We start from the raw sequence: 22,974 nt of genomic DNA, 5'->3' as shown, positions 1-22,974 counted from the left end.
GGTGCGCGGGCGCGCGGGATGGACGCCCGAGGGCGCAGGAGGAGGAGGAGGAGTGGAGGTTCTAGACGGCGGCCGCGACCCGCGGCGCTCGCCGCGAGCGGGAGGCGCCGGGCGTGGTCGCGCGGACGAGGGCGTCGCCGGTGAGCTGCACGGTCGCGACGGTGGCGACCAGGATCACGATGGTGGCGAGCATGACGGTGGTGTCGAAGCGCTGGTAGCCGTAGGTCACCGCGACGTAGCCGATGCCGCCGGCGCCGATCGTGCCGGCGATCGCCGAGTACTCGATCATCGCGATCGTGTTGATCGTCAGGCCGCCGATGATCTGCGGCACCGCCTCGCTCAGCTGGGCGGTCCGCACCACCTGCAGCCGCGACGCTCCGGAGGCGCGGGCGACGCGGGTGAGCGAGAGCGGCACGCTGCGCAGCGCGTTCTCGACGATCCGGGTGAAGAAGGCGATCCCCGCGATCGACATCGGCACGACGGCGGCCGCGATCCCGATGTTGGTGCCGGTGATCAGGCGCGTGAACGGCATGATCGACGCCATCAGGATGAGGAACGGCAGCGAGCGGCCGACGCTGATGACGGCGCTGAGCACCTGGTGGGCGGCCCGGTTCTCGGCCAGCCCGCCCGGAGCGAGGTTGTGCACGAGAGCGCCCAGCGGCACGCCGACCAGCACCACGATCGCCATGACGATGCCGACCATGATCAGCGTCTCGCCGAGCGCCGGCAGCACCAGCGCGGGGATCTGCTCGAGCGGGACCTTGTTGTCGAGGTGGAGGATCATGCCGCCACCTCCTCGGCGAGGACGCGCACGCCGGCGGGCCGGACCGACAGGCCGAGCTCGGCCGCCGCACGGGTGAGCCGCGCCTCGTCGACCGGGCCGAGCCCGATCGTCGCGTGGCCGACCGCCTGCCCGTCCACCGTCTCGATCGCCGCGCCGAGCAGCGAGACGGGGCCGACCGCCTCCGCGAGCCGGGTGACCCAGTCGGTCGGCACTCCGGAGCGGGAGTAGCCCACCACCCATTCGCCCAGACCCGGGCCGGGCGCGACGGAGGGGCGCACCGGGTTGAGGGCGAGGCCGAGCGGGGACGCGGGGTCGCGCAGCAGGTCGACGAGGCGCCCCGACTCCACGATGCGGCCGTGGTCGAGGCGGGCGACGGAGTCGGCCACCTGGCGCACCGTCTCCATCTCGTGGGTGATGAAGAGGATCGAGAGGCCCAGGTCGTCGCGCAGCTCCTTCAGGAGCGTGGTGATCGCGGTGGTCGAGGCGGGGTCGAGGCCCGAGGTGGCCTCGTCCGAGAGCAGCACCGAGGGGCGGAGGGCGAGCGCGCGGGCGATGCCGACGCGCTGGCGCTGACCGCCGGAGAGCTGGTGCGGGTAGTAGCGCGCGCGGTCCGAGAGGCCGACGCGCTCGAGCAGCTCCGCGACGCGGCGCTTCGTCTCGGCGGCGGTGACGCCGAGGTACTCCAGCGGAAGGGCCACGTTCTGCTCGGCCGTGCGGCGGCTGAAGAGTCCGTCGGACTGGAAGACGGTGCCGATGCGGCGGCGGGCGACGCGCAGCCGCTCCTCCGAGAGCTGCGAGAGCGCCTCCCCGTTGACGACGACCGTGCCCGAGGTGGGCCGTTCCAGGAGGTTCACGCAGGCGGCGAGCGTGCTCTTGCCCGCACCGCTCGGGCCGACGACGGCGAAGATCTCGCCGGTCGCGACCGAGAAGTCGAGGCGGTCGAGCACGGTCGCCGGACCGTACGACTTGCTGAGCTGCTCGAGCCGGATCATCGCGTTCCTTCGGACGGGTCGGGCGGCCGCGGCCTCTCCGCGTCGTCCCGGACACGATGATGGAGCACCGCGGGCCCGCCCGTCCCGGCCCGCGTCGCCCGGCGTAACCCTTCGTCGCCGGGCGTAACAGTGCGCGGGGCGGAGGGGGTCGCTCACGCCGGTCCCGCCGCTGCCGGGCGCGGCAGGGCGCTCCCGCTCAGCTCGCGGCGGCCGCCGCGCGGGGGCTCTCGGCGCTCGCCTCGCGGTCGAAGCGCTCGCGGCTGAAGACCTGGTCGGCGGTCGTCAGTGCGAGGCCGATCACGCCGGCCAGCTCGCCCAGGTCCGACGTGTGGATGGTCAGGTGCCGCGTGGCGAGCGGGTGGGTGCGCAGGTAGACGCGCTCGCGCAGGCCCGACATCAGCACCTCGCCGCAGTCGCCGAGCTGGCCCGAAATCACGATGGTCCGCGGGTTGAGGATGTTGACGAGGTCGGCGACCGCCTCGCCGAGGACGCGGCCGGCCTGGCGCACGGCCTGCGTCGCGCGCATGTCGCCGCGGAGCACGCGGGCCGTGACGTCGGCGACGTGCTTGATCGAGGGGTCGTCGGCCGAGAGGTCGCGGACGAGGGCCCAGCCGCTCGCGTACGCCTCCACGCAGCCGGCGTTGCCGCAGCGGCAGGGCAGCGGATCCGCGTCGACCGTGCCCGTGACCGCGCGGGTGTGGCCGATGTCGCCGGCCGCGCCGACGGCTCCGCGGATCGTCGCTCCGTTGAAGACGAGGCCCGAGCCGATGCCGGTGCCGAGCTTCAGGCTGATCAGGTTGTCGGAGCCGTGGTGGCGCGACTCGGCGAGGGCGCGGGCGTTCGCGTCGTTCTCGATGACGACCTGCACGCCCTCGTACGGCTCGGCGAAGTAGCCGGCGATGTCGAAGTCGTCCCAGCCGGTCATGATCGGCGGGTTGCGCACGCGCCCGGCGGCGAACTCGACCGGCCCCGGGACTCCGACGCCGATGCCGGCGACCGCGTCGCCCTGCTGCAGCCGCTCGAACGCGGCGATCACCAGCGAGAGCACGGCGTTCGGTCCCTCCCAGACGTCGACGACGCCGCTCTCGTGCCGGAGGGGGGTGCCGCGCAGGTCGCAGGCGGCGGCGACGAACCCGCTCGCCCCGATGTCGGCGGTGAGGAACACCGTGCCGACGAGGTTCATCGCGAACATGCTCGAGGGGCGCCCGCCGGTCGACTCGCCGCCGGTGGTGGGGGCGATCAGGCCGAGATCCACGAGGGTCGCGAGGCGCTGGTTGACGGTGGAGCGGGAGAGCCCCGTCTGCTCCATCACGGCGTTGCGCGAGACCTCGCCCTGCTCGCGGAACAGCGCGAGGACGTCGGCCACGTGCGAACCGGCCTCGCCGGTGGAGTACCCCGTCATCGCTCCCCCTCTTGTCACGGTCAGCGTACATGCCTGCCGACGGGAAACCTGAAGTTCCCCGACTTTCGTATTGCGGTAACGCGAAAGCCCCGGTAGTTTTCACACACCGGCACGCAGTGGTGCCACTGATCCTCAAGGATGACGATGAACCGCACAGCACGCCGCCTCCTCCCGGTTCTCGCACCGGTCGGCGCCCTCGCACTCCTCCTCACCGGCTGCGCCTCGGGTGGCGACACGGCCGCCGGCGGCTCCGGATCGACCAAGGTCGCCGCGGTCATCAAGGGCCTCGACAACCCCTTCTTCCAGGCGATGGAGAACGGCATCGAGGACACCGCGAAGGACGACTCCGTGGACGTCTCGGTGCAGGCCGCCGCCGACATCGGCGACACCACCGGCCAGGCCGACAAGCTCACCACCGTCGCCGGCCAGGACTTCGGCTGCCTGATCGTCAACCCGATCAGCGGCACGAACCTGGTGCAGGCCCTCGCCTCCGCCACCGGCAAGACGATCGTCAACATCGACAGCCCGCTCGACCCCGACGCGGTCGAGGCAGCGAACCTCGACGTCACCACCTACATCGGCACCGACAACGAGGCCGCGGGCGGCAAGGCCGGCGACTTCCTCCTGCAGCAGCTGCCCGCCGGCTCCGAGGTCGCCGTCATCGGCGGAGTCTCGGGAGACGTCACCAGCGCCGCCCGCGTCGACGGCTTCACCGCCGCGATCGGCTCCGACCTCACCGTCGTCCAGGAGGCCGCGGCCGACTGGAAGCGCGAGGTCGCGCTGACCAAGGCGACCGACATCCTCGCCGCGAACCCCGACGTGAAGGCGTTCTTCGCCGCGAACGACGACATGGGCCTCGGCATCGTCAAGGCCGTCGAGAACGCGGGCCTCACCGGCTCCGTCCAGGTGGTCAGCGTCGACGGCAACGAGGACGCGCTGCAGTCCGTCAAGGACGGCGGCCTCACCGCCACCGTCGCCCAGTACCCCTTCGCGATCGGCCAGCTCGGCGTGCAGGCGTGCGAGGCCGTCGGCGCCGGCGAGGAGATCCCCGCCGAGATCGAGTCGCCCACCGCGCTCGTGACCTCCGAGACCGCGGAGCAGGCCCTCGGCGCCTTCCCCCAGCCGTTCGAGGAGTTCGACAACCCGCTCGCCGCGCTCGTCCCCGGCAAGTAGGACCTCCCGCCCATGGCAACCCAGGAAGCGACCATGACCTCAGTCACCGCCCGACCCCCGGCCAGCGCCTCCCCGCTGCTGGCGAACCTCCGTCAGCTCAGCTTCTGGGCCGAGAACGCCGCACCGATCGGGCTCGTCGCCCTGGTGATCGTGTTCTCGATCGCGACGCCGACGTTCCTCAGCCTCGGCAACATCAAGGCGATGCTCGTCGCCGCCGCGATCCTGGTCATCCTCTCGATCGGCCAGTCCTTCGTCATCACCACCGGCGGCATCGACCTCTCGATCTCGGCGACGATGACCGTCGGAGCGGTCGGCTTCGGCATCGGCTGGAGTGCCGGCTGGGGCTTCTGGCTCTCGGCGCTCGCGGCCCTGCTCTTCGCGGGGCTGATCGGAGTGATCAACGGCTTCCTGATCGCGAAGGGCAAGGTCACCGACTTCATCGCGACACTGGGCACGCTCTCGGTGGCGACCGGTCTCGCGCTGATCGTCTCCGACGGCAAGCCGATCACGGTCGGCAGCCCCGAGCTGCTCCGCCTCACCACCGGCTCGATCGGGATCATCGGCTACCCGATCATCCTGGCCGCGGTCATCGGAGTCGTCGCCTGGGTCGTCATGTTCCGCACCCGCTTCGGCCTGCACGTGCAGGCGGTCGGCGGCAACGAGGAGAGCGCGGTCGCCAACGGCATCAAGGCCGGACGCGTGCGCATCGCGGTGTACATCATCGCCGCCGTCCTCGCCGGAGTCGGCTCGCTCCTCCTCGTCGCCCGCGTCGGCGCCGCGGAGCCGGCCATCAACACGCAGTACCTGCTCAACTCCATCGCGGCCGTCGTGCTCGGCGGAGTGAGCCTCACCGGCGGCAAGGCCAAGATCGTCGGCCCGATCATCGGAGCGTTCCTCCTGACCGCGCTGACCAATGGCCTGACCCTGCTCGGCGTCTCGCAGTTCTACCAGCCCCTCGCCGTCGGCCTGGTGGTCGTGCTCGCCGCCCTCATCACCCGCTACCAGAAGAAGTGAGCCCAGCCATGACCAGCGACATCCTGCTCGAAGCGCGGGACATCAAGAAGTCCTTCGGCGGCGTCCACGCTCTCAAGGGAGCGTCGATGTCGATGCGCCGCGGCGAGATCACCGCCCTGATCGGCGACAACGGCGCGGGCAAGTCCACCCTCGTCCGCTGCCTCTCCGGGGTGCACCCCGCCGACTCCGGCACCATCACCCTCGACGGCGACGTGGTGCACTTCACCACTCCGCTCGGCGCGCGGGACGGCGGCATCGAGACGGTGCACCAGACCCTCGCCCTGGTCGAGGACCTGACCGTGTGGCAGAACTTCTTCCTCGGCCGCGAGCTCACCAAGGGCGTGCCCGGGGTGCGGTTCCTCGACCGCACGCAGATGAAGAAGACTGCCCAGGAGCTGCTCGGCGACCTCGCCGTGAACGTCCCGCCGGTCACCAGCAAGGTCCGCCGCCTCTCGGGCGGCCAGCGCCAGGCGGTCGCGATCGCCCGGGCCGCGGGCTGGGGCAGCAAGATCGTGATCATGGACGAGCCGACCGCGGCGCTCGGCGTCCAGGAGACGGCGCGCGTCGAGAAGATCATCCTCAAGCTGCGCGACGCCGGAGTGGCCGTGCTGCTGATCAGCCACAACTTCGACCAGGTGATGCGCCTGAGCGACCAGGTGTGGGTGATGCGCGCGGGCCTCGCCGTCGCCGGCCGCCGCACCGCCGAGACCAGCGGCGACGAGCTCGTCTCGCTGATCACGGGCGCGAAGGCCGCCTGATGCACCCCGAGTTCCTGCACCGCGGGAGCACGGAGCGCTCGTCGCCGATCGGGGTCCACGCGGGCCTGCTCGTCGGCGACTGGACGCCGGAGTCGGGGCGCCTCGCGATCGGCGCCGCCGCCTCGATCGGCTTCGACCTGATCGAGATCCCGGCTCCCGCCGACCCCGACGCCTCCGCGTGGACCGCCGACCTGCTCGACGAGCACGGGATCGACGCGGTCGTCTCGCTCGCGCTGGACGCCGACTCCGACATCACCGACCAGGCCACGGCCGGCCGCGGCGAGGAGCGGCTGCTGGCGGGGGTGCGGTTCGCCGAGGCGATCGGCGCGCGGTACGTCGGCGGAGTCACCTACTCCGCCATGCGCAAGTACGAGCACGCGGCCGACATGGCTGCCCGCTCGCGCTCGCTCGACGTGCTGCGGCGGGTCGCCACGGCCGCCGCTCCCGCCGGCGTCGTCGTCGGAGCGGAGTACGTGAACCGCTACGAGAGCAACCTGCTGAACACGGCCGCCCAGACCGCCGCGTTCCTCCGCGAGCTCGACGCGCCGAACGTGCTCCTGCACCTCGACACCTTCCACGCCCACCTCGAGGAGGTCGACCTCGCGAGCGCCGTCCGCGACGCCGGCGACCTGCTCGGCTACCTCCACGCCTCCGAGAACCACCGCGGAGAGCTGGGCACCGGGAGCACCGACTGGACCGGGCTCGCGGCGGCGCTCGCCGACTCCGGCTACCGCGGCCCGCTCACCCTCGAGAGCTTCTCGCCCGCCGTCCAGCCCCCGGCCTCGGCCGAGGGCATGGGCCTCTGGCGCGAGCTCTGGCACGACCCCGTCGCCCTCGCGACCTCCGGCCACGCGTTCCTCGCGGACCTGCTCGACACCGACCCCGCGGCCCGACGCCGCCTCTGAACCTCTCGAACCAAGGAGCACCACCATGACCACGAACCCTCTCGGAGTGCACGCCCTCGTCTTCGCCGGCGGCACCACCCCCGACGAAGTGACCGCGACGATCGAGCAGACCAAGGCGGCCGGATTCGACCTGCTGGAGCTCTCGCTGCACGACGTGCAGAACCTCGACACCGCCTCCGCCCGCGCCGCCCTCGAGGCGAACGACCTCGGCATCGTCTGCTCGCGCGGCCTCGCCTTCTCGGCCGACGTCTCCAGCGACGACCCGGAGGTGGTGGCCCGCGGCGCGAAGCTGCTCGCCGACTCCCTCGAGACCACCCACGCGCTCGGCGGCACCCACTTCACCGGCGCCCTCTACAGCGCGCTCGGCAAGTACAGCGCGCCCCTCTCGGCCGCGGGCCGCGCGAACGTCGTCTCGGTGCTGACCGACCTCGCCGCCGAGGCTGCGACGAAGGGCATGACTCTCGGCCTCGAGATCTGCAACCGCTACGAGACCAACGTCATCAACACCGCCGCGGACGCCCTGCGCCTCGCCGACGACATCGGCGCCGACAACGTCCTGATCCACCTGGACACGTACCACATGAACATCGAGGAGGACGACTTCTTCCGCCCGGTGCTGCTGGTCGGGGATCGTCTCGGGTATGTCCACATCGGCGAGAACCACCGCGGCTACCTCGGCAGCGGCCACCTCGACTTCACGACGTTCTTCCACGCCCTCGCCGCGATCGACTACCGCGGACCCATCACCTTCGAGTCCTTCTCGTCGGCCGTCGTCTCGCCGACCCTCTCGAACGACCTGGCCGTGTGGCGGAACCTCTGGAACGACGGCCCCGCGCTCGCCCGCCACGCCCACGGCTTCCTGGTGAACGCGCTGGAGAGCAGCCGTGGCGAGGCCTGAGACCGAGGTCGCGCCCGACGCGGTGCGGCCCGGCCTCGACGAGTTGGCCGGGCGCGCGCTCGCGCTGACCTCGCCGGGCCGCCGCGCGATCGTCGCGATCGCCGGCAGCCCCGGGGCCGGCAAGACCACGCTCGCCCGGGCCGTGGTCGCCCGCGCGAACGAGCTCGCGGGGGAGGGGACCGCCGCCTTCGTGCCGATGGACGGCTTCCACCTCGCCAACGCCACGCTCGACGAGCTCGGCCGCCACGACCGCAAGGGTGCCCTCGACACGTTCGACGGCTGGGGCTTCCTCGCCCTGGTGCGGAGGCTGCGCGCCGAGACCGACCACGTCGTCTACGCGCCCACCTTCGAGCGCACCGTCGACGAGGGAGTGGCCGGCGCGCTGGCCGTGCACCCCTCCGCCTCGCTCGTCGTGCTGGAGGGCAACTACCTCCTCGTCGACGAGGGCCCGTGGGCGCTGCTGCGCGCCGAGTTCGACGAGGCCTGGTTCTGCGCGACTCCCGAGACCGAGCGCTTCGAGCGCCTGGTCGACCGCCACGTCTCCTTCGGCCGCGCCCCCGAGGCGGCCTCCGCCTGGGCCTCCGAGGTCGACGGGCGGAACGCGCTGCTGATCGAGGCCACTCGCGACCGCGCCGACCTGATCGTGTCGGGGACGGCGGCGGGGGTGGTCTGACGCCGGATGTGGCGGAGGAGCGGTCCGCTTCGGGGCGCGACGTGGGCTCTCGGGCGTGTCCGGCCGGTCGATCGGGCGGACGACGGAGGACCCGTCGCCCGGCGGATGCGGTCTCGACGGGTCGGGTGCCAGGCTCGAGGGATGGACGACTCGACACGGAACTCCTCGGAAATGCCCTCTCCCACCACCCCGCCGGCCGTTGCGCCCCCCGGAGCCGGGCAGCCGCCCATCCCCGTCGCTCTCCTCCTCCTGCTGCGGCGGAGCGACGGGCGGCCCGCGGCTTCGTCGGGCGCTCTCGACACCGTCCTGGCCGCCTCCGTCCTCGCGGAGCTCTCCCTCCAGCGGCGCGTCGAGGTGGACGCCGGAGCCGTCGCCCTCGGGCCGGAGCGGTCCGCGCTCGGGGACGCCGTGCTCGACGGGGCACTCGGGTGGATCGCAGCGGAGCGAGCACCGCGCAGCGTGTCCTGGTGGATCGCCCGCCTCACTCGGAGGGAGCTGCATGCCGCCCTCCTCGAGCGGGTCGCCGCCGTGGAGCCGGCGGAGGACGAGCGGCTGCGGATCCGGGTCGCCGAGGTCCTCGCGGCTCGGACGGCGCCCCTTCCGTCGGACGCGGCGCTCATCGGCCTGCTCGACGCGGCCGGAGCGCTCTCGCCGAGGCCCGGCATTCCGGACCGGCAGGCGATCAGGTCGCTCGCGGCGCAGCACTGGGCAGGGCCGGCGGCCGCCGCCGTCCTCGCGGGAACCGCCGCGAGCGTCACGGGAGCCGCGGTGATCGCCGCGACGACGACGGTCACGATCACCGGCATGTGATCCGACGCGTGCGGCTCGCTGAAGCCGCGCGCCCCTACTCCGCCGGGTAGTCGGGCGCGACGAAGACGCAGAACGGGTGGCCGGCCGGATCGGCGAGGACGTGGAGCGCCTCCTCCGGGTCGTCGCTCCTGTCCTCGATCAGCTCGGCGCCGAGGGTGAGCGCCCGGGTCTTCTGCCGGTCGAGCTCGTCGGCGTCCGCGACCATGAAGTCGAGGTGCAGCTGCTGCGGGACGGGCCCCTCCGGCCCGGTCGCGCGCGGCAGGGCGGCCACCCGCTGGAACGTGAGCTTCGCGCCGTCGGCGGTGACGATCGCGACCCACTCCGCCTCGTCGTCGGAGCCGTCCGCGGGCGGCTCGTCGCCGGGGCGGTACTCGCCGCCGAGCAGGGCGAGGTAGAAGGCGGAGAGGGCGCGGGCGTCCTCCGTGTCGAGGACGACCTGGCGCAGGCGCATGCGGGCAGGGTACCGCCGGACGAGCACTGGAGGGGGATCACGTGCTGTGCGGAACGGCTGCGGCGGGCCGGGCGTCCGCGGGTCGCGCGCCGACGTCGGCTGAGAAGGGGCTCCCCGCCCCGACACGGCGGGCCGCCTCTCAGCGGAGGTCGGGCAGCTCTCTCGCTCCCGACCGCGCGGCCCTGCCACTCCGCGCCCGCTTCCTCAACCCCTCCCGGCTCCCGGCCTCGCGCCAGGGCCCGGCGCGTACTGTGGCCGCTGACTCACGACGGCTACGAGGGAGACACCATGACGGAGCAGATCGGAATCCCCGAGGCCGCGGCGCTGGGGAGCGAGCAGCGGAGCATCGCGATCCTCGGAGCGGGCGGCGACCTCACCGAGCGGCTGCTGCTGCCGGGCCTGGGCCGGGTGGCCGAGCTCGCGCGCGACCTCGAGCTCACGCTGATCGGGGCGGCGCGCACGCCCCAGACCGACGAGGAGTGGCAGGGCCTCGTCCGTCGCAGCCTCGAGGCGGCCGGAGTCGCCGCGCACACGGTCGAGGCGCTCGCGTCGCGCGCGCGCTTCGTCGCCACCGACGCCTCCGACCCGGAGCAGCTGAAGGCCCTCCTCGACGCCTGCCCGTCGACTCCGGTGCTCTACGTCGCCCTGCCGCCGGCGATGGGGCACAAGGTCGCCGCCTCGCTCGCCGAGCTCGACCTCCCCGAGGAGCTGGTCGTCGCCATCGAGAAGCCGTTCGGCGAGGACCTCGACGACGCGATCGCCCTCAACGCGGCGTTCGCGAAGGTCCTCCCCGAGAGCCGCCTCTGGCGCATCGACCACTTCCTCGGCAACGCGACCGTGCTGGGGATGCTGGGCCTGCGCTTCGGCAACAGCCTGCTCGAGGCGAGCTGGAGCGCCGAGTGGATCGAGAAGGTCGAGATCGTCTACGACGAGACGCTCGGCATCGAGGGCCGCGCCGCCTTCTACGAGAAGACCGGCGCGCTGCGCGACATGCTGCAGAGCCACCTCCTGATGGTGCTCGCGCTGACCACGATGGAGCGCCCCGACGAGGTCGCGCCCGACGAGGTCCACGCGCGCATGGCCGAGGTGCTCGGCGCCGTGCGGCTCTGGCGCGACGACCCCTCCTCCGCCCGCCGCGCCCGCTACACCGAGGGCCGCGTCGACGGCCGCTTCTTCCCCTCCTACGTCGACGAGCCCGACGTCGACCCCGAGACCGGCACCGAGACCCTCGCGCAGCTGCTGCTCCAGGTCGACACTCCGCGCTGGGCGGGCGTCCCCTTCGTCCTCCGCTCCGGCAAGGCGATCGGCGACCCGCGCCGGGAGGTGGCGATCCACTTCCGCGCCGCCACGCCCCCGCGCGGCCTGCAGGCGGCCGAGGGCGACGCCGGGACGGTCCTCCGGATCGGCCTCAAGGGCGGCGACGTCAGCCTCGACCTGGTCGTGAACAGCGCCGACGAGCTGACCGACCTCGAGCGAACCACCCTGACGGCGCAGCCCGGCGCGGCCACGCTCGACCCCTACGCGCAGGTCCTCGCCGGGATCCTGCAGGGCGACACCCTGCTCTCGGTCCCGGGCGACGTGGCCGAGCAGTGCTGGCGCATCATCACTCCGGTGCTCTCCGCCTGGGCCGCGGGCGACGCTCCGCTGGACGAGTACGAGGCGGGGAGCGCGGGGCCCGTGGGCTGGTGAGCGCGCGGTGAGGCGCAAGGGCTGAGGGGTCGGCGCCTGACGTGATGCGGGGTCGGGTCCGCCGACGCCGGTCGCGTCGCCTCCCGCCCGGCTCCGCTGCTAGCCGTCCCGCCGGTCGACCCGTCCCGCCGGTCGACCAGCGGGACGGTCGACCTTGCCGCCCATTGACCCTCCCGCTCGTTGACCCTCCCGCCGGGGGAGACGGGATGCTGGAGGCATGTTGGGCATCGGGGAGTACGCAGGCGTGACGGGTCTGAGCGTGAAGGCGCTCCGGCACTACGACGAGAAGGGCGTGCTGGTCCCGGCGGAGGTCGACGAGCGGTCGTCGTACCGCCGGTACGCCGACGCCCAGGTCCGGGTCGGAGTCGTGATCAGCGCCCTCCGGAGCGCGGGGGTGCCGCTGCCCGAGGTCGCGGCGGCGACTCGAGCCGGCACCGCGGCGGAGGCGCTGCAGGCGCACAGGGAGCGCGTGCTCGCGGAGCGGGAGCAGGAGGACCGGGCGTTCGAGGCCGCCGAGGTGGCGCTGCGGGCGCTCGCCGTGCCGGTCGAGGTCGCCGAGCGGACGATGCCGGCGCAGCCGTACGTCGGCCAGGTCCTCACGATCGCCCTGGACGAGGCCGACGGGCCGGGCGACGACGAGGCGAACGAGATCTTCGGCGCGCTCGCCACCCGAGTGCACGCGGCAGGGCTCGGGCCGACGGGACGTTTCTGGACGGCGCTCCGCGCGGGCGAGCCGGGTTCGGCGGAGCTCGTCTGCTGCTGGCCGACGTCGGCGGAGGCGGAGGGCGACCTCGCCGGTCTCGCCGCGATCCTCCCGGGGCGCACCGAGCTGGTCGCCACCTGGCGCCCCCGCGACGGGGAGGAACTGCCCGAGGGGACCCTGCATCCGGCGATCGTCGCGCTCTTCGACGCCGCCGGAGACCGCGGCCTCCGGCTCGACGCGGTCGAGGTGAGGCAGACGGTACTGGGGGAGGGGACGGAGGACGTGGCGGTCGAGGTGTCACTGACAGTCGCGGGGTGAGCGGAGGGCGGGGCGCGGGGGCGACCGCAGTCGCCCCCGCCTCCCGGTCCCGGTGCTGCTCAGTAGGCGAACTGCCACATGTAGCGGCGCCCCTCCAGCGCGTAGCCCCGGACCGCGGCCCAGTGGGCGGCGAGCCGGGAGACCAGCGTCGAGTACACGAGCGGTGCGACGAAGGCGCGCTGGGGCGCCGCGATGCCGGGCAGCTCGAGGTCGCGGGAGTCGACGTAGTGGGTCGTCCCGCTGTACTGGTCGAGGAAGTTCCGGGCGCGCTCGCCCATCGGCCGCGTCGCGTCCTCGGCGAGGAAGACGAGGCTCTGCGTCTCGCCGTCGAAGACCTCGAAGGGGCCCTGGAAGAACTCGTCCGTGTTGATCGTCGCGGCGTGCATCCACTGCATCTCCTGCAGGTAGCAGGTGGTGAAGGTCTGACCGGGGCCCATGAGCGACCCGGAGGTGACGAGGTAGGTCACAGGGACGTCCTTCATCGCGGCGGCCAGCTCCTCGGCCCTCGGCTCGAAGGCGGCGACCGTGGCGACCATCGCGGACGGCAGGGCGCGCAGCGCCTCGAGCCGATCCGTCACGTCCACCCCGTCGCGGCGAAGGACCGCGAGCGCGAGCAGCTGCAGCACGAGCTGCGTGCCCTGACCGGTCTGCGCGACGAAGGCGGCGTCGAGGGCGAGCGCGAGCGGTCCCTCCTGCTTGAGGGTCACTCCGACCACGGTGGCGCCGCGCTCCTGCGCCCACTCGCCGGCCCGCACGGTCTCGGGGGTCTCGCCGGTGCCCGAGAGCACGACGACGAGGGCGCCGGGGCCGACCGAGGCGGGCGCGCGGAAGAAGAACTCGTCCGAGTTGTAGGAGGCGGCGGGCGTGATCGCGGCCGTGTCGAGCAGGTACTGAGCGGCCTGGACGCCCATCAGCGATCCGCCCGCGCCGACCAGGAAGACGCGGTCGACCGCGGGGAGGGAGGCGACGTGGTCGTCGATCCGGCTCCTCCCCTGCCGGCCATCGGCACGGCGGACGTTGCCGGGGAGCGGAACCTCTGCGCCACTGACCGCGTCGGGGCGACCGGATGGATCGTCGGCTGCGCGGGAGTGTCGCGGCGCTCTCGGTGCCGAGGTCAGACGGGGCTCGGCTCGACCGCGCCGACGTCGCGGTCGTATGGCGCCACTCCGGGCATACGCGTATGCTGTCACGCATGATAGATGGAGTCGGGGCACAGCTTCGAAAGGGCGTAGCCGAGTTCTGCATCCTGGGGCTGCTCGACACCGTTCCCATGTACGGGTGGGAACTGTCCACGCGCTTGCAGGAGGTCGGTGTGATCGGGAGCATCGGCACCCTGTACCCACTCCTGGGTCGGCTGCGGGACCGAGGCTCGATCACCGCAGTCGTCGTCCCGAGTACGCAGGGTCCGGCTCGGAAGTACTACTCGTTGACCGACGTGGGGAAGGTCGAGCTCGGGCGGTTCAGGGCGGAGTGGCCGTCCTTCGTCGGGCAGGTGAACGAGACGATCGGAAGGGGAACGTCATGAGCACGACGACATCGCCGGCGGCGGCGCGCTACCTCGAGGAGCTGAGGATCGCATTGTCCGGCGTGCCCGCCGACCTCCGGAGTGAGATCTGGAGCGGGATCGGCGAAGAGCTGGACGGCCTCGACGACGATGCCGCCCGTGAGCGGATCGCTGAACTGGGAAGTCCCTCTCGGATCGCGCAGGCCGCCGGCGGATCGCTCGCTGGGGGCGGCGGGTCGATCTTCGACCGCCCCTGGTTCGCCGTCGTCGCCTCGCTGGTCTTCGCCTTCGGCTGGCTGGTGATTCCCGGATTCGGCTGGCTCCTCGGCGCCGTCGCGATTCTCCTCTGCTCGTCCTGGACCGTCTCGGAGAAGAGGGGGGCGCTGGTGATCCCCGTCGTCGCTGCCGTGGTGGTCGGCGGGGCGATCGGGCTCTACTACTGGCTGTCGGCGATGCCGAGTTCCGGTATGACGACGTGGACGGTCCTGGCTGGTGCGTGGCTGGTCGGGGGTGGCACCAGCCTTGTTCTCGGGACGCGACTGTGCGCCCGCTTCGTGAGGACGCGGCGGGCGCACAGCGCGTTGGAGTGAGCCGGATGAGCTCTGCTCGTCAGCTCCAGCTCACCGTCGCGGCTCCTCCGGAGACCGTCAGGCGCAACTCGAAGGTCGTGTTGTAGGGGACGCCGCACATCTGCGCGTTGATGAGCATCTGCGCGCGGTTGGCGAGCGGTCGGCCGAGGTAGTTGAGCGACGAGCCACAGGCTCCCCCGATCGTCCAGGCCGGGCCCCACGGGTTGGCGGTCACCGTGTTGCTCGACAGGTTGTAGGAGGTGTAGAAGCTCATGCTCACCAGTCCGACCCAGGTGTCGATCTTGCAGCCGTTCCGCGCGGACCCGCTCACGGAGCACTCGCTGATGCCGCGCGTCTTCACGTCGGCGCCTTCTCCTCCGATGCGGACGACACTGACGGATCCGTCCTCATAGGTGGAGATCGTGTAATCGCCATCAGGACGCTTCTCCTCGACCACCTTCCTTACCGTTATTTCCGTGGATCCGGGGCAGTTGTAGGCTCCGGAACGCGCCAGGGGTCCCGGGTATGGCTGACCGCCTTCAGCCGACTGATGGCACGCCGTGATTAGCCGCCCGGGACCCCGCAACGGCAGGACCGCTCATTGAGAAACGCGACCAGATCGCCCCGTAAGGACATGCCGGCAAGGTCGTTCACGGCGCACCGCACCCTCAACGGAAGGACCCTGCGTGCCCCAACTCTGGGCCGGTATCGACGCCGGCAAGACCGAACACCACTGCGTCGTCATCGACGCCAACGGAACCAAGCTGCTCTCCCAACGGTTCAAGAACCGAGAAACGGCGATCCTGACCCTGATGGGAGACGTCGCCTCCCTGCCAGGCGGCACCGACGTCGCCTGGGCAACGGACCTCAACCACGGCGGGACAGGGCTGCTGCAGACGCTCCTGCACTCGCATGCGCAGCCGCTGTTCTACATCTCAGGCCGCGTCGTGCATCACGCCTCGGGCGCCTACCGCGGCGAAGCCAAAACAGACGCGAAGGACGCGGTCATCATCGCCGACCAAGCGCGGACCCGGCGAGACGTGACGCTGATGCGCCAGGCCGACGAGGTCACGGCGGAACTGCGCCTGCTCTCGGCGCGACGAGAAGACCTGGTGCACGATCGCACCCGCGCCGTGAATCGCCTGCGCGCCATCCTGGTCCACTACTTTCCGTCGCTCGAGGGGGCATTCAACTACGCGACGACCAGGGGACCTCTGGTGCTGCTCACCCGGTACGCGACCCCCGGTGCGATCCGGCGCATGGGGGAGAGCCGGCTGGCGGCGTGGTTGAAGGGACAGGGCTGCTGGAAATCCGCGGCGGTCGCGAAGACGGCGGTGGAAGCCGCGCGCGAGCAGACATCGGTCGTCGTGGGGGAGGGGGCAGCGGCTCGGCTGGTGAGCCGGTCCGCGCGTGATCTCCTCCGCATCCGCGACGAGGTCGCCGAGCTCGACGGGGAGATCGAAGCCGCTTTGCAGGACAGCAGATCCGCGGATCTTCTGGTGTCGATTCCTGGGTTCGGGCGCAGGCTCGCCGCGGATTTCCTTGCCGCGACCGGTACTGACCTCGCCGCGTTCGAGACGCCCGACCGGTTGGCCAGCTTCGCGGGTCTCGCTCCCGTGCCGCGGGACTCCGGGAAGATCTCCGGCAACCATCACCGGCCACGTCGCTATGACCGGCGGCTGTTGAACGCCTGCTTCCAGGCGGCGTTCATCGCGTCGAGGAACTGCCCGGTCTCGCGCTCGTTCTACGATCGGAAACGCCAGGAGGGGAAGTCGCACAAGCAGGCTCTGATCGCTCTCGCCCGGCGCCGTATGAACGTCATCTGGGCGATCTTCCGTGACCAGACGACCTTCAACCCCACCCCGCCCCGGCCGAACGATCCCGTCACCCCGCTTCTGCAGCACGGTCCAGAGTCGCCATCGAGGAGCAGACCCACCATCGCCCTTGCGGCCGCCTGACGCGTCTAGGTGAGGAGTTCGGTCTGGATCCGGGCGGCGACGGCCTCGCGGAGGGGGCGGACGTTCTCGGTGCTCCAGTCGGTCGGGTCGGGGAACTTCCACTCCAGGAATCGGCCGGTCGGCGTTGCGGGGAGGGTGAGGCCGGGCTTCATGGTGATGACGATGTCCGCGTTCTCGAGGTCCTCGACGGTGACGGCGCGGGGGATGTGGTTCCTGATGTCGAGGCCGAGCTCGGCGACGGTCGCAGCGATCGCGGGGTTCACCGTCTCGGCGGGGGAGAGACCGGCGGAGGTGGCGGTGTAGCGGTCGCCGGCGAGGACTTCGAGCAGGCCTGCGCCGAGTTGGGAGCGGCCGGCGTTGTGCTGGCAGAGGAAGAGGACGGTGGGCTTCTCGGTCATGCGGGGATGCTGCTTCCGGTGGTGGTGCGGGTCCAGGTCTGGGTGGCGATCTGCACGGCGTCCCAGGGGGAGCCGAGCGGGGGTGTGTAGGAGAGGTCGAGGTCGGAGACCTGCTCGACGGTGAGCCCGGCGAACAGGGCGGTCGCGTACGTGTCGACGCGCTTGGCGGTCTCGGTGCCGAGGCGTCCGACGAGCTGCGCGCCGAGCAGACGTCCGTCGCGGGTGTCGCCGGTGATGCGGATCGTGATGGGCTGCGCGCCCGGGTAGTAGCGCTTGTGGTCGTCCGCGACCGCGCTCGTCGTCGCCGGCGCGAAGCCCGCGGCGAGGGCCTCGTGCTCGCGAAGGCCGGTGCGGGAGGCGACGAGGTCGAAGACCTTCACGACCTGCGTGCCGACCGAGCCGGCGAACCGGGCATCGCCGCCGAGAGCGTTCTCGCCGGCCACCCGTCCCTGCTTGTGGGCCGTGGTGCCCAGCGGCAGGTAGGTGCTGCCGAGCAGACGGTGGTGCGTGGTCACTCCGTCGCCTGCCGCGAACACGTGCGGCAGGCCCGTGCGCATCGCCTCGTCGACGACGACCGCGCGGCCGGCGCCGAGAGACGCTCCGGCGCGGGCGAGCAGGTCGGTGTTCGGCTTCACGCCGACGACGAGGAGGACGACGTCAGCGGTGCGGGTGAGAGGTGTGCCGTCGTGGTCGGCGTGCACGGCGAGGCCGGTGGCGGTCTTCTCGATCGAGGCGACGGTGGTGCGGGTGAGAACCTCGACGCCGCGCTCGGTCAGTTCGGTGTGGACGAGGGCGCCGAGTTCGGGGTCGAGGGTGGAGAGCACTTCCGGGCCGCGCTGGAGCTGGGTGACTCGGAGGCCGCGGACGGTGAGGGCTTCGGCCATCTCGAGGCCGACGTAGCCGGCGCCGACGATGATCGCGGTCTGCGGGTCTCGACTGTCGAGGAACCGCTCGAGCGCGAAGGTGTCGCCCATCGAGTGCAGCACGTGCACTCCGTCCTCCGGCCCCAGTGCGTCCACTCCCGCGATGCCGGCGGAGGAGGCGAGGGCGCCGGTGCCGACGATCAGCTCGTCGTACCCGATCCGGTCGAGCGAGCAGTCGGGGGTGCGGACGGTGAGCTGCTGCCCGGCGACGTCGATGTCCGTCGCGAAGGTGTCCAGGCGCAGGGTCATGCCGGTGGCTTCGAGATCGGCGTGGCTGCGGTGCGCAAGCGACTGCCATGGCTGCACCTCGCGGGAGAAGTAGTACGGGATCCCGCAGATGGAGAAGTTCGGGTACGAGTCGGCGACGACGACGGTCACGTCGACGGACGGGTCGAGCTCGCGGGCGCGCAGCGCGGCGGAGATCCCCGCGTCGCTGCCGCCGATAGCGACGAGATGCATCAGATGGGCCTTTCGAATCAGACGTGTGAAGAGGTCGAGGTGGCCGGGACCACAAGGTCCCCGGCGGCCCGGGCGGCGCCCGGGAAGAGGAACACGGCGATGCCGACGCCGATCGCGGCGCCGACGAGCTGCGCAGCGACGAACGGCAGGACGGAGGCGGGGGCGATGCCGGCGAAGGTGTCGGTGAAGACGCGGCCGAGAGTCACGGCGGGATTCGCGAACGAGGTCGAGGACGTGAACCAGTACGCGGCACCGATGTACGCGCCGACCGCGGCCGCCGCGAGCGGGCCTCGGTGCGTACGGGCGAGGGAGAGGATCACGAGGACCAGGCCCGCGGTGGCGACGACCTCCCCGAGCAGGTGCCCGGCAGTGACCCGCTCCGTCGTCGCGATCGAGGACGGGATTTCGAACATCGCATTCGCGAGGACCGCGCCGCCGATGCCTCCGAGCAGCTGCGCGCCCACGAACACCGCCAGCTCCCGCCCCAGCAGGCCGGTGCGGTCGCGACGACCGAGGACCGCGTCCACGGCGGAGACGAGCGGATTGAAGTGCGCCCCCGACACCGGGCCGAGAGTGAGGATCAGCACCGCCAGCCCCAGCGCGGTCGCGAGGGAGTTCTCCAGCAGTTGCAGACCGACGTCGTCCGGGGAGAGCGTCTGAGCGGCGATGCCGGAGCCGACGACGATCGCCACGAGCAGACCGGTGCCGAGGAACTCGGCCACGGCCCGACGAGCGAGCGGAGGAGGGGAAGTGGTGTCCATGTCGTCGGCCATCTTGACCGCTCACGATCACTCAGTCAAGATTGAGTCAATGAACACCGAGCGAACCGAACTCGAAGCGCGCGCCGCCCGGCACGCCGCCCTCAGCGACCCCGCGCGCCTGCGGATCACCGACCTGCTCACCCTCGGAGACCTCGCGCCGCGGGAGCTGCAGGACCGTCTTGGGATGCCCTCGAACCTCGTCGCGCACCACCTCGCCGTCCTCGAGCGCGAAGGCATGATCCTCCGTCGCCGCTCGGAGGCGGACCGGCGCCGCAGCTACGTCCATCTGATCCCCGGGGCGTTCGACCAGCTCGGGCCCTCGACCACCGCCGCAGCGCGGCGAGTGCTGTTCGTGTGCACCGCGAACTCCGCCCGCTCCAAGCTCGCCGCGCAGCTCTGGGCGCAGCGCAGCCCCATCCCCGTCGCCTCCGCCGGCACCCACCCGGCCGCCGCGGTGGCCGCCGGAGCGATTGCGACCGCCGAACGCCACGGCCTCCCGCTACCCGAAGGAGCCCCGCAGCAGCTCGCGGACGTCGCCGCCGACACAGACCTCGTGATCACCGTCTGCGACGCCGCGCACGAGGAACTCGGCTCGGACGCGCTGCACTGGTCGATCCCCGACCCGGTACCTGCCGGCACGGATGCCGCGTTCGATGCGGCCTACGACGAGCTCGCCGCGCGCGTCGACGCTCTCGCGGCGAGGGTCACGGCCGCCTGATCAGACGCGGGTGAGCATCCCGGCGAGGGAGTCGAGCGCGCCGGGGACGAGGGAGAAGTACGCCCACGTGCCGCGCTTCTCGCGGGCCAGGATCCCGGCGTCCACGAGGATCTTCAAGTGGTGCGACACGGTCGGCTGACTCAGCCCGACCGGCTCCGTGAAGTCGCACACGCACACCTCGCCCGAGCTGCTCGACGCCACGATCGACACCAGGCGGAGCCTCGCCGGATCCGCCATCGCCTTCAACGCTCGCGCCAGCAGCTCCGCGCCCTCGGCGCTCAGCGGCTCGCGCGCGAGCGGCGCGCAGCACGCGGCCGCCGCCGCGGTGAGAGTCAGCTCGGTCGTCGCCATGCCTCCACCCTCCCACACATTGACAGCCATCGATATGCCGGGGCAGACTCGATCCATCGATGACCGTCGATGTTGAGGAGTGCACCTGATGACCCTGCTGCTGACCGTCCCGCCCCGCACCGACGAGCGCCGCCTCACCGGCCTGCCCGTCGCCGTCATCGGCGCCGGCCCCGTGGGTCTCGCCGCCGCCGCGCAGCTGCTCGAGCGCGGCCTCGACGTCATCGTCTACGAGGCGGGTGAGAGCGCAGGTGCCGCTGTGCAGCAGTGGGGTCACACTCGCTTGTTCTCCCCGTGGGAGTTCCTGGTCGACGCGGCCGCCGGGCGCCTGCTCGACGCCGCCGGCTGGGAGGCCCCCGCAGCGAAGAAGCTGCCCACCGGGCACGAGTTCGTCCGCGACTACCTCGCTCCTCTCGCCGCGACCCCGGAGCTCGCCCCGGTCATCCGCTACCGCTCCCGTGTCACCGCCGTCTCTCGTGAGGGCATGGATCGCACCCGCTCCACCGGCCGCGCTGCGACCCCGTTCCTGCTGCGCCTGGACACTCCGGAGGGCGCCGTCGACGTCACCGCGCGCGCGGTCATCGACACCTCCGGCACCTACTCCACGCCCAACGCGCTCGCCTCCGCGGGCCTTGACCCAATCGGTGTCCTTGATGTCGCGGAGCACCTCAGCCACGCACTGCCGGACGTGCTCGGTGCGGACCGTGCCCGGTTCGCCGGGAAAAGCGTCCTCGTCGTCGGCGCCGGCCACTCCGCCGCGAACACCCTGATCAAGCTCGCTCGACTCGCCCGCGAGGAACCGGAGACGAGGATCACGTGGGCGATCCGCGGCACGAGCCCGGTGCGCGTCTTCGGCTCCGGCGACGACGAGCTCGAGGAGCGCGGCAAGCTCGGCGGCACCGTCCACCAGCTCGTCCGCGACGGCGCGATCACCCTCCTGGACCGCTTCGAAATCGACCGCCTCGAGAAGACCCCCTCCGGCGGCGTCACGGTGATGGGGCGCCGCCGGAAGGAGCGCGAGAGCGTGGAAGTCGATGTCGTGGTGCAGGCCACCGGGTTCCGGCCCGACCTCGACATGCTGCGCGAGATCCGCGTCTCCCTGGACGAGATCGTGGAAGCACCCCGCGCCCTCGCCTCGCTCATCGACCCGAACCTGCACTCCTGCGGCACCGTCGACCCCCACGGCGTCGCGGAACTCGCCCACCCCGAGCCGAACTTCTTCATCGCCGGGATGAAGTCGTACGGCCGTGCGCCGACCTTCCTGCTCGCCACCGGCTACGAGCAGGTCCGCTCCATCGCGGACGAACTCGCCGGCGATCACGCCGCCGCCCGGCGCGTCCAGCTCGTGCTCCCCGAAACCGGCGTCTGCTCCACCGACATCGGATCCGCCGGAGGGAGCTGCTGCTCATGACCGCGATCCGGCCGATGACCCCCGGAGACTGGGCGGCGGTCGAGACGATCTACCGCGAGGGGATCGCGACCGGGCACGCCACCTTCGAGGCCGAACCGCCCACGCGGGAGGCGTTCGACGCGGGGAAGCTCGACGTCGGGCGCCTGGTCGCCGTCGACGGAGAACAGATCCTCGGCTGGGCCGCGTTGTCGAAGGTCTCGGCCCGCCCCGTCTACCGGGGCGTGGTCGAGCACTCCGTCTACATCGCCGCCGCTGCACGTGGCCGCGGCGTCGGATCGAGGCTGCTGGCCGCGCTCATCGCCGCGGCGGACGACGCGGACCTGTGGACGATCCAGTCGAGCATCTTCCCCGAGAACACCGCCAGTCTCGCCCTCCACGACCGCGCTGGATTCCGGCGTGTGGGCATCCGGGAGCGCATCGCGCAGATGACGTACGGGCCGGAGGCTGGCCGCTGGCGCGACACGATCCTCATCGAGCGGCGGCGCCCGTGACGCCGTGACTCGTCCAGGATCCGCGTGTATCGTGATCGTCACAACGGGCCGGTTCCCGGAACGTTGCCAGCCGAAGACCCCGCCTAGCGGGGTCTTCGTTTTTAAGGCGTCCAGATCCGGTCGTGCGACGTCGACGCGTCGATCAGAGCGCCCAGGCGCGTCATCGTCGCCGCGGACTTCGGGTGCGTCTCCGTCACCGTCTGCCGACGCCGGTGCAGGTAGATCGCGAGGTCGGCCGCCTGCACCCCGGCGGCGTTCCTCGAGGACGCGAACTGGATCGGGGAGGAAATCAGGTTAAGGCGGCTCGTCAGGTAGCCCGGCGTGCCCAGTGACCGGTAGCTCTCGAACTGCCGCCGGTGCTCCTCCTGCGTCGCGATCTCGTCGGCGACGACGATCACCTCCTCGGTATCGAAGGAGAAGACGTCACGGCGGTACTCGTTCACCCGCTCGAGCAGGTGCTGCAGCACGATCTTGTGCGGCTGCTCCGGGTACCGGTACCGGGCGTTCAGGCGCTTCACGTCCACGCCCCGGAACAGGTAGCGGACTTCTGCCTCCTGCGCGATGCGCAGCGCGGCCGCGTAGATGCCCGCCGCCTCACGATGCTTCCCGCGCAGAGGAGCCCACTCGCCGGCGCCGCCCATCAGCTCGTGCCCGTGAAACTCGACATCCGCCGGCACCCCGTGATCCGCGGCGATCTGCTCCCGGAGAGCGGCGTAGCCGTGCTCGAGCTGCTCCCACTTCTCCTGTGTCGTCACGGCAGCGCCGATGAAGTAGAAGTCCTGTGTGTAGGACTCGTCCAGGTACGCGATCAGCACCCCGTCATCATGTCAGCGACCCCCGCCACCACTGGCGGCAGAACAGCCC

The 22,974-nt window shown here is 71.9% G+C and carries 26 protein-coding genes; 15 read left to right on the top strand and 11 right to left on the bottom strand.

Annotated elements, in window-relative coordinates:
* Positions 1-61 precede the first annotated feature (61 nt).
* The 3 genes from C5C63_RS03540 to C5C63_RS03530 all read right to left on the bottom strand — a co-directional run bounded on the left by C5C63_RS03540 (position 62) and on the right by C5C63_RS03530 (position 3,178).
* A complete protein-coding gene (locus tag C5C63_RS03540; protein ID WP_104222708.1) occupies positions 62-784 on the bottom strand; it encodes a methionine ABC transporter permease in 723 nt (240 codons plus the stop codon).
* Entirely contained in the window at positions 781-1,776 is a 996-nt protein-coding gene (locus C5C63_RS03535) for a methionine ABC transporter ATP-binding protein (protein WP_104222709.1), read from the bottom strand. Before C5C63_RS03535 ends, C5C63_RS03540 begins: the two co-directional genes overlap by 4 nt.
* Positions 1,777-1,972: 196 nt before the next feature.
* Entirely contained in the window at positions 1,973-3,178 is a 1,206-nt protein-coding gene (locus tag C5C63_RS03530; protein ID WP_104325492.1) for an ROK family transcriptional regulator, read from the bottom strand.
* 144 nt (positions 3,179-3,322) lie between these two features.
* Here C5C63_RS03530 and C5C63_RS03525 point away from each other — a divergent pair, with 144 nt between their 5' ends.
* The 7 genes from C5C63_RS03525 (at position 3,323) to C5C63_RS03495 (ending at position 9,409) form a co-directional block, all read left to right on the top strand.
* The gene (locus C5C63_RS03525) at positions 3,323-4,351 is read left to right on the top strand and encodes a substrate-binding domain-containing protein (RefSeq protein ID WP_104257780.1); all 1,029 of its coding nucleotides are present in this window, start codon (positions 3,323-3,325) and stop codon (positions 4,349-4,351) included.
* Between the two features lie 33 nt (positions 4,352-4,384).
* The gene (locus tag C5C63_RS03520; RefSeq protein ID WP_104222714.1) at positions 4,385-5,365 is read left to right on the top strand and encodes an ABC transporter permease; all 981 of its coding nucleotides are present in this window, start codon (positions 4,385-4,387) and stop codon (positions 5,363-5,365) included.
* Positions 5,366-5,373: 8 nt separating this feature from the next.
* Positions 5,374-6,123, top strand: coding sequence for an ATP-binding cassette domain-containing protein (locus C5C63_RS03515; RefSeq protein ID WP_104222715.1), 750 nt, complete (start codon positions 5,374-5,376; stop codon positions 6,121-6,123).
* Positions 6,123-7,028: a sugar phosphate isomerase/epimerase gene (locus tag C5C63_RS03510; protein WP_104257779.1), complete on the top strand. Its 906-nt coding sequence runs from the start codon at positions 6,123-6,125 to the stop codon at positions 7,026-7,028. Before C5C63_RS03515 ends, C5C63_RS03510 begins: the two co-directional genes overlap by 1 nt.
* A gap of 25 nt (positions 7,029-7,053) precedes the next feature.
* A complete protein-coding gene (locus C5C63_RS03505) occupies positions 7,054-7,926 on the top strand; it encodes a sugar phosphate isomerase/epimerase (RefSeq protein WP_104222717.1) in 873 nt (290 codons plus the stop codon).
* Entirely contained in the window at positions 7,913-8,599 is a 687-nt protein-coding gene (locus C5C63_RS03500) for a nucleoside/nucleotide kinase family protein (protein ID WP_208543338.1), read from the top strand. Before C5C63_RS03505 ends, C5C63_RS03500 begins: the two co-directional genes overlap by 14 nt.
* A gap of 171 nt (positions 8,600-8,770) precedes the next feature.
* Positions 8,771-9,409, top strand: a complete 639-nt coding sequence (locus tag C5C63_RS03495; protein ID WP_181110547.1) for a GPP34 family phosphoprotein — start codon at positions 8,771-8,773, stop codon at positions 9,407-9,409.
* 34 nt (positions 9,410-9,443) lie between these two features.
* Here C5C63_RS03495 and C5C63_RS03490 read toward each other — a convergent pair whose 3' ends face one another.
* Positions 9,444-9,860: a VOC family protein gene (locus C5C63_RS03490; protein ID WP_104257802.1), complete on the bottom strand. Its 417-nt coding sequence runs from the start codon at positions 9,858-9,860 to the stop codon at positions 9,444-9,446.
* Between the two features lie 288 nt (positions 9,861-10,148).
* Here C5C63_RS03490 and C5C63_RS03485 point away from each other — a divergent pair, with 288 nt between their 5' ends.
* The gene (locus C5C63_RS03485) at positions 10,149-11,549 is read left to right on the top strand and encodes a glucose-6-phosphate dehydrogenase (RefSeq protein ID WP_104257777.1); all 1,401 of its coding nucleotides are present in this window, start codon (positions 10,149-10,151) and stop codon (positions 11,547-11,549) included.
* A gap of 217 nt (positions 11,550-11,766) precedes the next feature.
* The gene (locus tag C5C63_RS03480; protein ID WP_104295100.1) at positions 11,767-12,570 is read left to right on the top strand and encodes a MerR family transcriptional regulator; all 804 of its coding nucleotides are present in this window, start codon (positions 11,767-11,769) and stop codon (positions 12,568-12,570) included.
* A 59-nt stretch (positions 12,571-12,629) separates the two neighbouring features.
* Here the strand turns inward: C5C63_RS03480 and C5C63_RS03475 are convergent, their stop codons facing one another.
* The gene (locus C5C63_RS03475; RefSeq protein ID WP_258062843.1) at positions 12,630-13,760 is read right to left on the bottom strand and encodes an SIS domain-containing protein; all 1,131 of its coding nucleotides are present in this window, start codon (positions 13,758-13,760) and stop codon (positions 12,630-12,632) included.
* A 2-nt stretch (positions 13,761-13,762) separates the two neighbouring features.
* Between C5C63_RS03475 and C5C63_RS03470 the strand changes: the two genes are divergently transcribed.
* Entirely contained in the window at positions 13,763-14,095 is a 333-nt protein-coding gene (locus C5C63_RS03470) for a PadR family transcriptional regulator (RefSeq protein WP_104223999.1), read from the top strand.
* Positions 14,092-14,664 carry a hypothetical protein gene (locus C5C63_RS03465; RefSeq protein WP_104257774.1) on the top strand — a complete coding sequence of 191 codons (573 nt, stop codon included), beginning with the start codon at positions 14,092-14,094 and terminating at the stop codon, positions 14,662-14,664. The genes C5C63_RS03470 and C5C63_RS03465 overlap by 4 nt, the downstream gene beginning before the upstream one ends.
* 19 nt (positions 14,665-14,683) lie before the next feature.
* On the opposite strand, the gene C5C63_RS03460 is transcribed toward C5C63_RS03465, so the two are convergent.
* A complete protein-coding gene (locus C5C63_RS03460; RefSeq protein ID WP_104257773.1) occupies positions 14,684-15,100 on the bottom strand; it encodes a hypothetical protein in 417 nt (138 codons plus the stop codon).
* A gap of 229 nt (positions 15,101-15,329) precedes the next feature.
* Here C5C63_RS03460 and C5C63_RS03455 point away from each other — a divergent pair, with 229 nt between their 5' ends.
* The gene (locus C5C63_RS03455) at positions 15,330-16,601 is read left to right on the top strand and encodes an IS110 family transposase (protein ID WP_235577278.1); all 1,272 of its coding nucleotides are present in this window, start codon (positions 15,330-15,332) and stop codon (positions 16,599-16,601) included.
* Positions 16,602-16,606: 5 nt separating this feature from the next.
* Here the strand turns inward: C5C63_RS03455 and C5C63_RS03450 are convergent, their stop codons facing one another.
* The 3 genes from C5C63_RS03450 to C5C63_RS03440 are packed head-to-tail and all read right to left on the bottom strand — an operon-like array spanning position 16,607 to position 19,142.
* Complete coding sequence (locus C5C63_RS03450; RefSeq protein ID WP_055794495.1) at positions 16,607-16,999, bottom strand: low molecular weight phosphatase family protein; 393 nt, start codon at positions 16,997-16,999, stop codon at positions 16,607-16,609.
* Complete coding sequence (locus tag C5C63_RS03445) at positions 16,996-18,381, bottom strand: FAD-dependent oxidoreductase (protein WP_055794493.1); 1,386 nt, start codon at positions 18,379-18,381, stop codon at positions 16,996-16,998. Before C5C63_RS03445 ends, C5C63_RS03450 begins: the two co-directional genes overlap by 4 nt.
* A gap of 17 nt (positions 18,382-18,398) precedes the next feature.
* Positions 18,399-19,142 (bottom strand): MIP/aquaporin family protein, encoded by a 744-nt coding sequence (locus C5C63_RS03440; RefSeq protein WP_181028834.1) that lies wholly within the window; start codon positions 19,140-19,142, stop codon positions 18,399-18,401.
* Between the two features lie 49 nt (positions 19,143-19,191).
* Here C5C63_RS03440 and C5C63_RS03435 point away from each other — a divergent pair, with 49 nt between their 5' ends.
* Entirely contained in the window at positions 19,192-19,860 is a 669-nt protein-coding gene (locus tag C5C63_RS03435; RefSeq protein ID WP_055794490.1) for a helix-turn-helix domain-containing protein, read from the top strand.
* Here C5C63_RS03435 and C5C63_RS03430 read toward each other — a convergent pair whose 3' ends face one another.
* A complete protein-coding gene (locus tag C5C63_RS03430; protein WP_055794488.1) occupies positions 19,861-20,211 on the bottom strand; it encodes a helix-turn-helix transcriptional regulator in 351 nt (116 codons plus the stop codon).
* 88 nt (positions 20,212-20,299) lie between these two features.
* Here C5C63_RS03430 and C5C63_RS03425 point away from each other — a divergent pair, with 88 nt between their 5' ends.
* Together C5C63_RS03425 and C5C63_RS03420 are read left to right on the top strand one after the other, a co-directional pair.
* The gene (locus tag C5C63_RS03425) at positions 20,300-21,619 is read left to right on the top strand and encodes an FAD-dependent oxidoreductase (protein WP_055794485.1); all 1,320 of its coding nucleotides are present in this window, start codon (positions 20,300-20,302) and stop codon (positions 21,617-21,619) included.
* Positions 21,616-22,110, top strand: a complete 495-nt coding sequence (locus C5C63_RS03420; protein WP_055794483.1) for a GNAT family N-acetyltransferase — start codon at positions 21,616-21,618, stop codon at positions 22,108-22,110. Before C5C63_RS03425 ends, C5C63_RS03420 begins: the two co-directional genes overlap by 4 nt.
* Positions 22,111-22,211: 101 nt before the next feature.
* Here C5C63_RS03420 and C5C63_RS03415 read toward each other — a convergent pair whose 3' ends face one another.
* Entirely contained in the window at positions 22,212-22,925 is a 714-nt protein-coding gene (locus C5C63_RS03415) for a DUF3800 domain-containing protein (protein WP_055794482.1), read from the bottom strand.
* Positions 22,926-22,974 lie beyond the last annotated feature (49 nt).

The organism is Rathayibacter sp. AY1B8 (genome assembly GCF_002932775.1).
Taxonomy (GTDB): Bacteria; Actinomycetota; Actinomycetes; order Actinomycetales; family Microbacteriaceae; genus Rathayibacter.
Note: the sequence above shows the minus strand (reverse complement) of the source record. Positions and strands in the feature narration are given on the sequence as shown.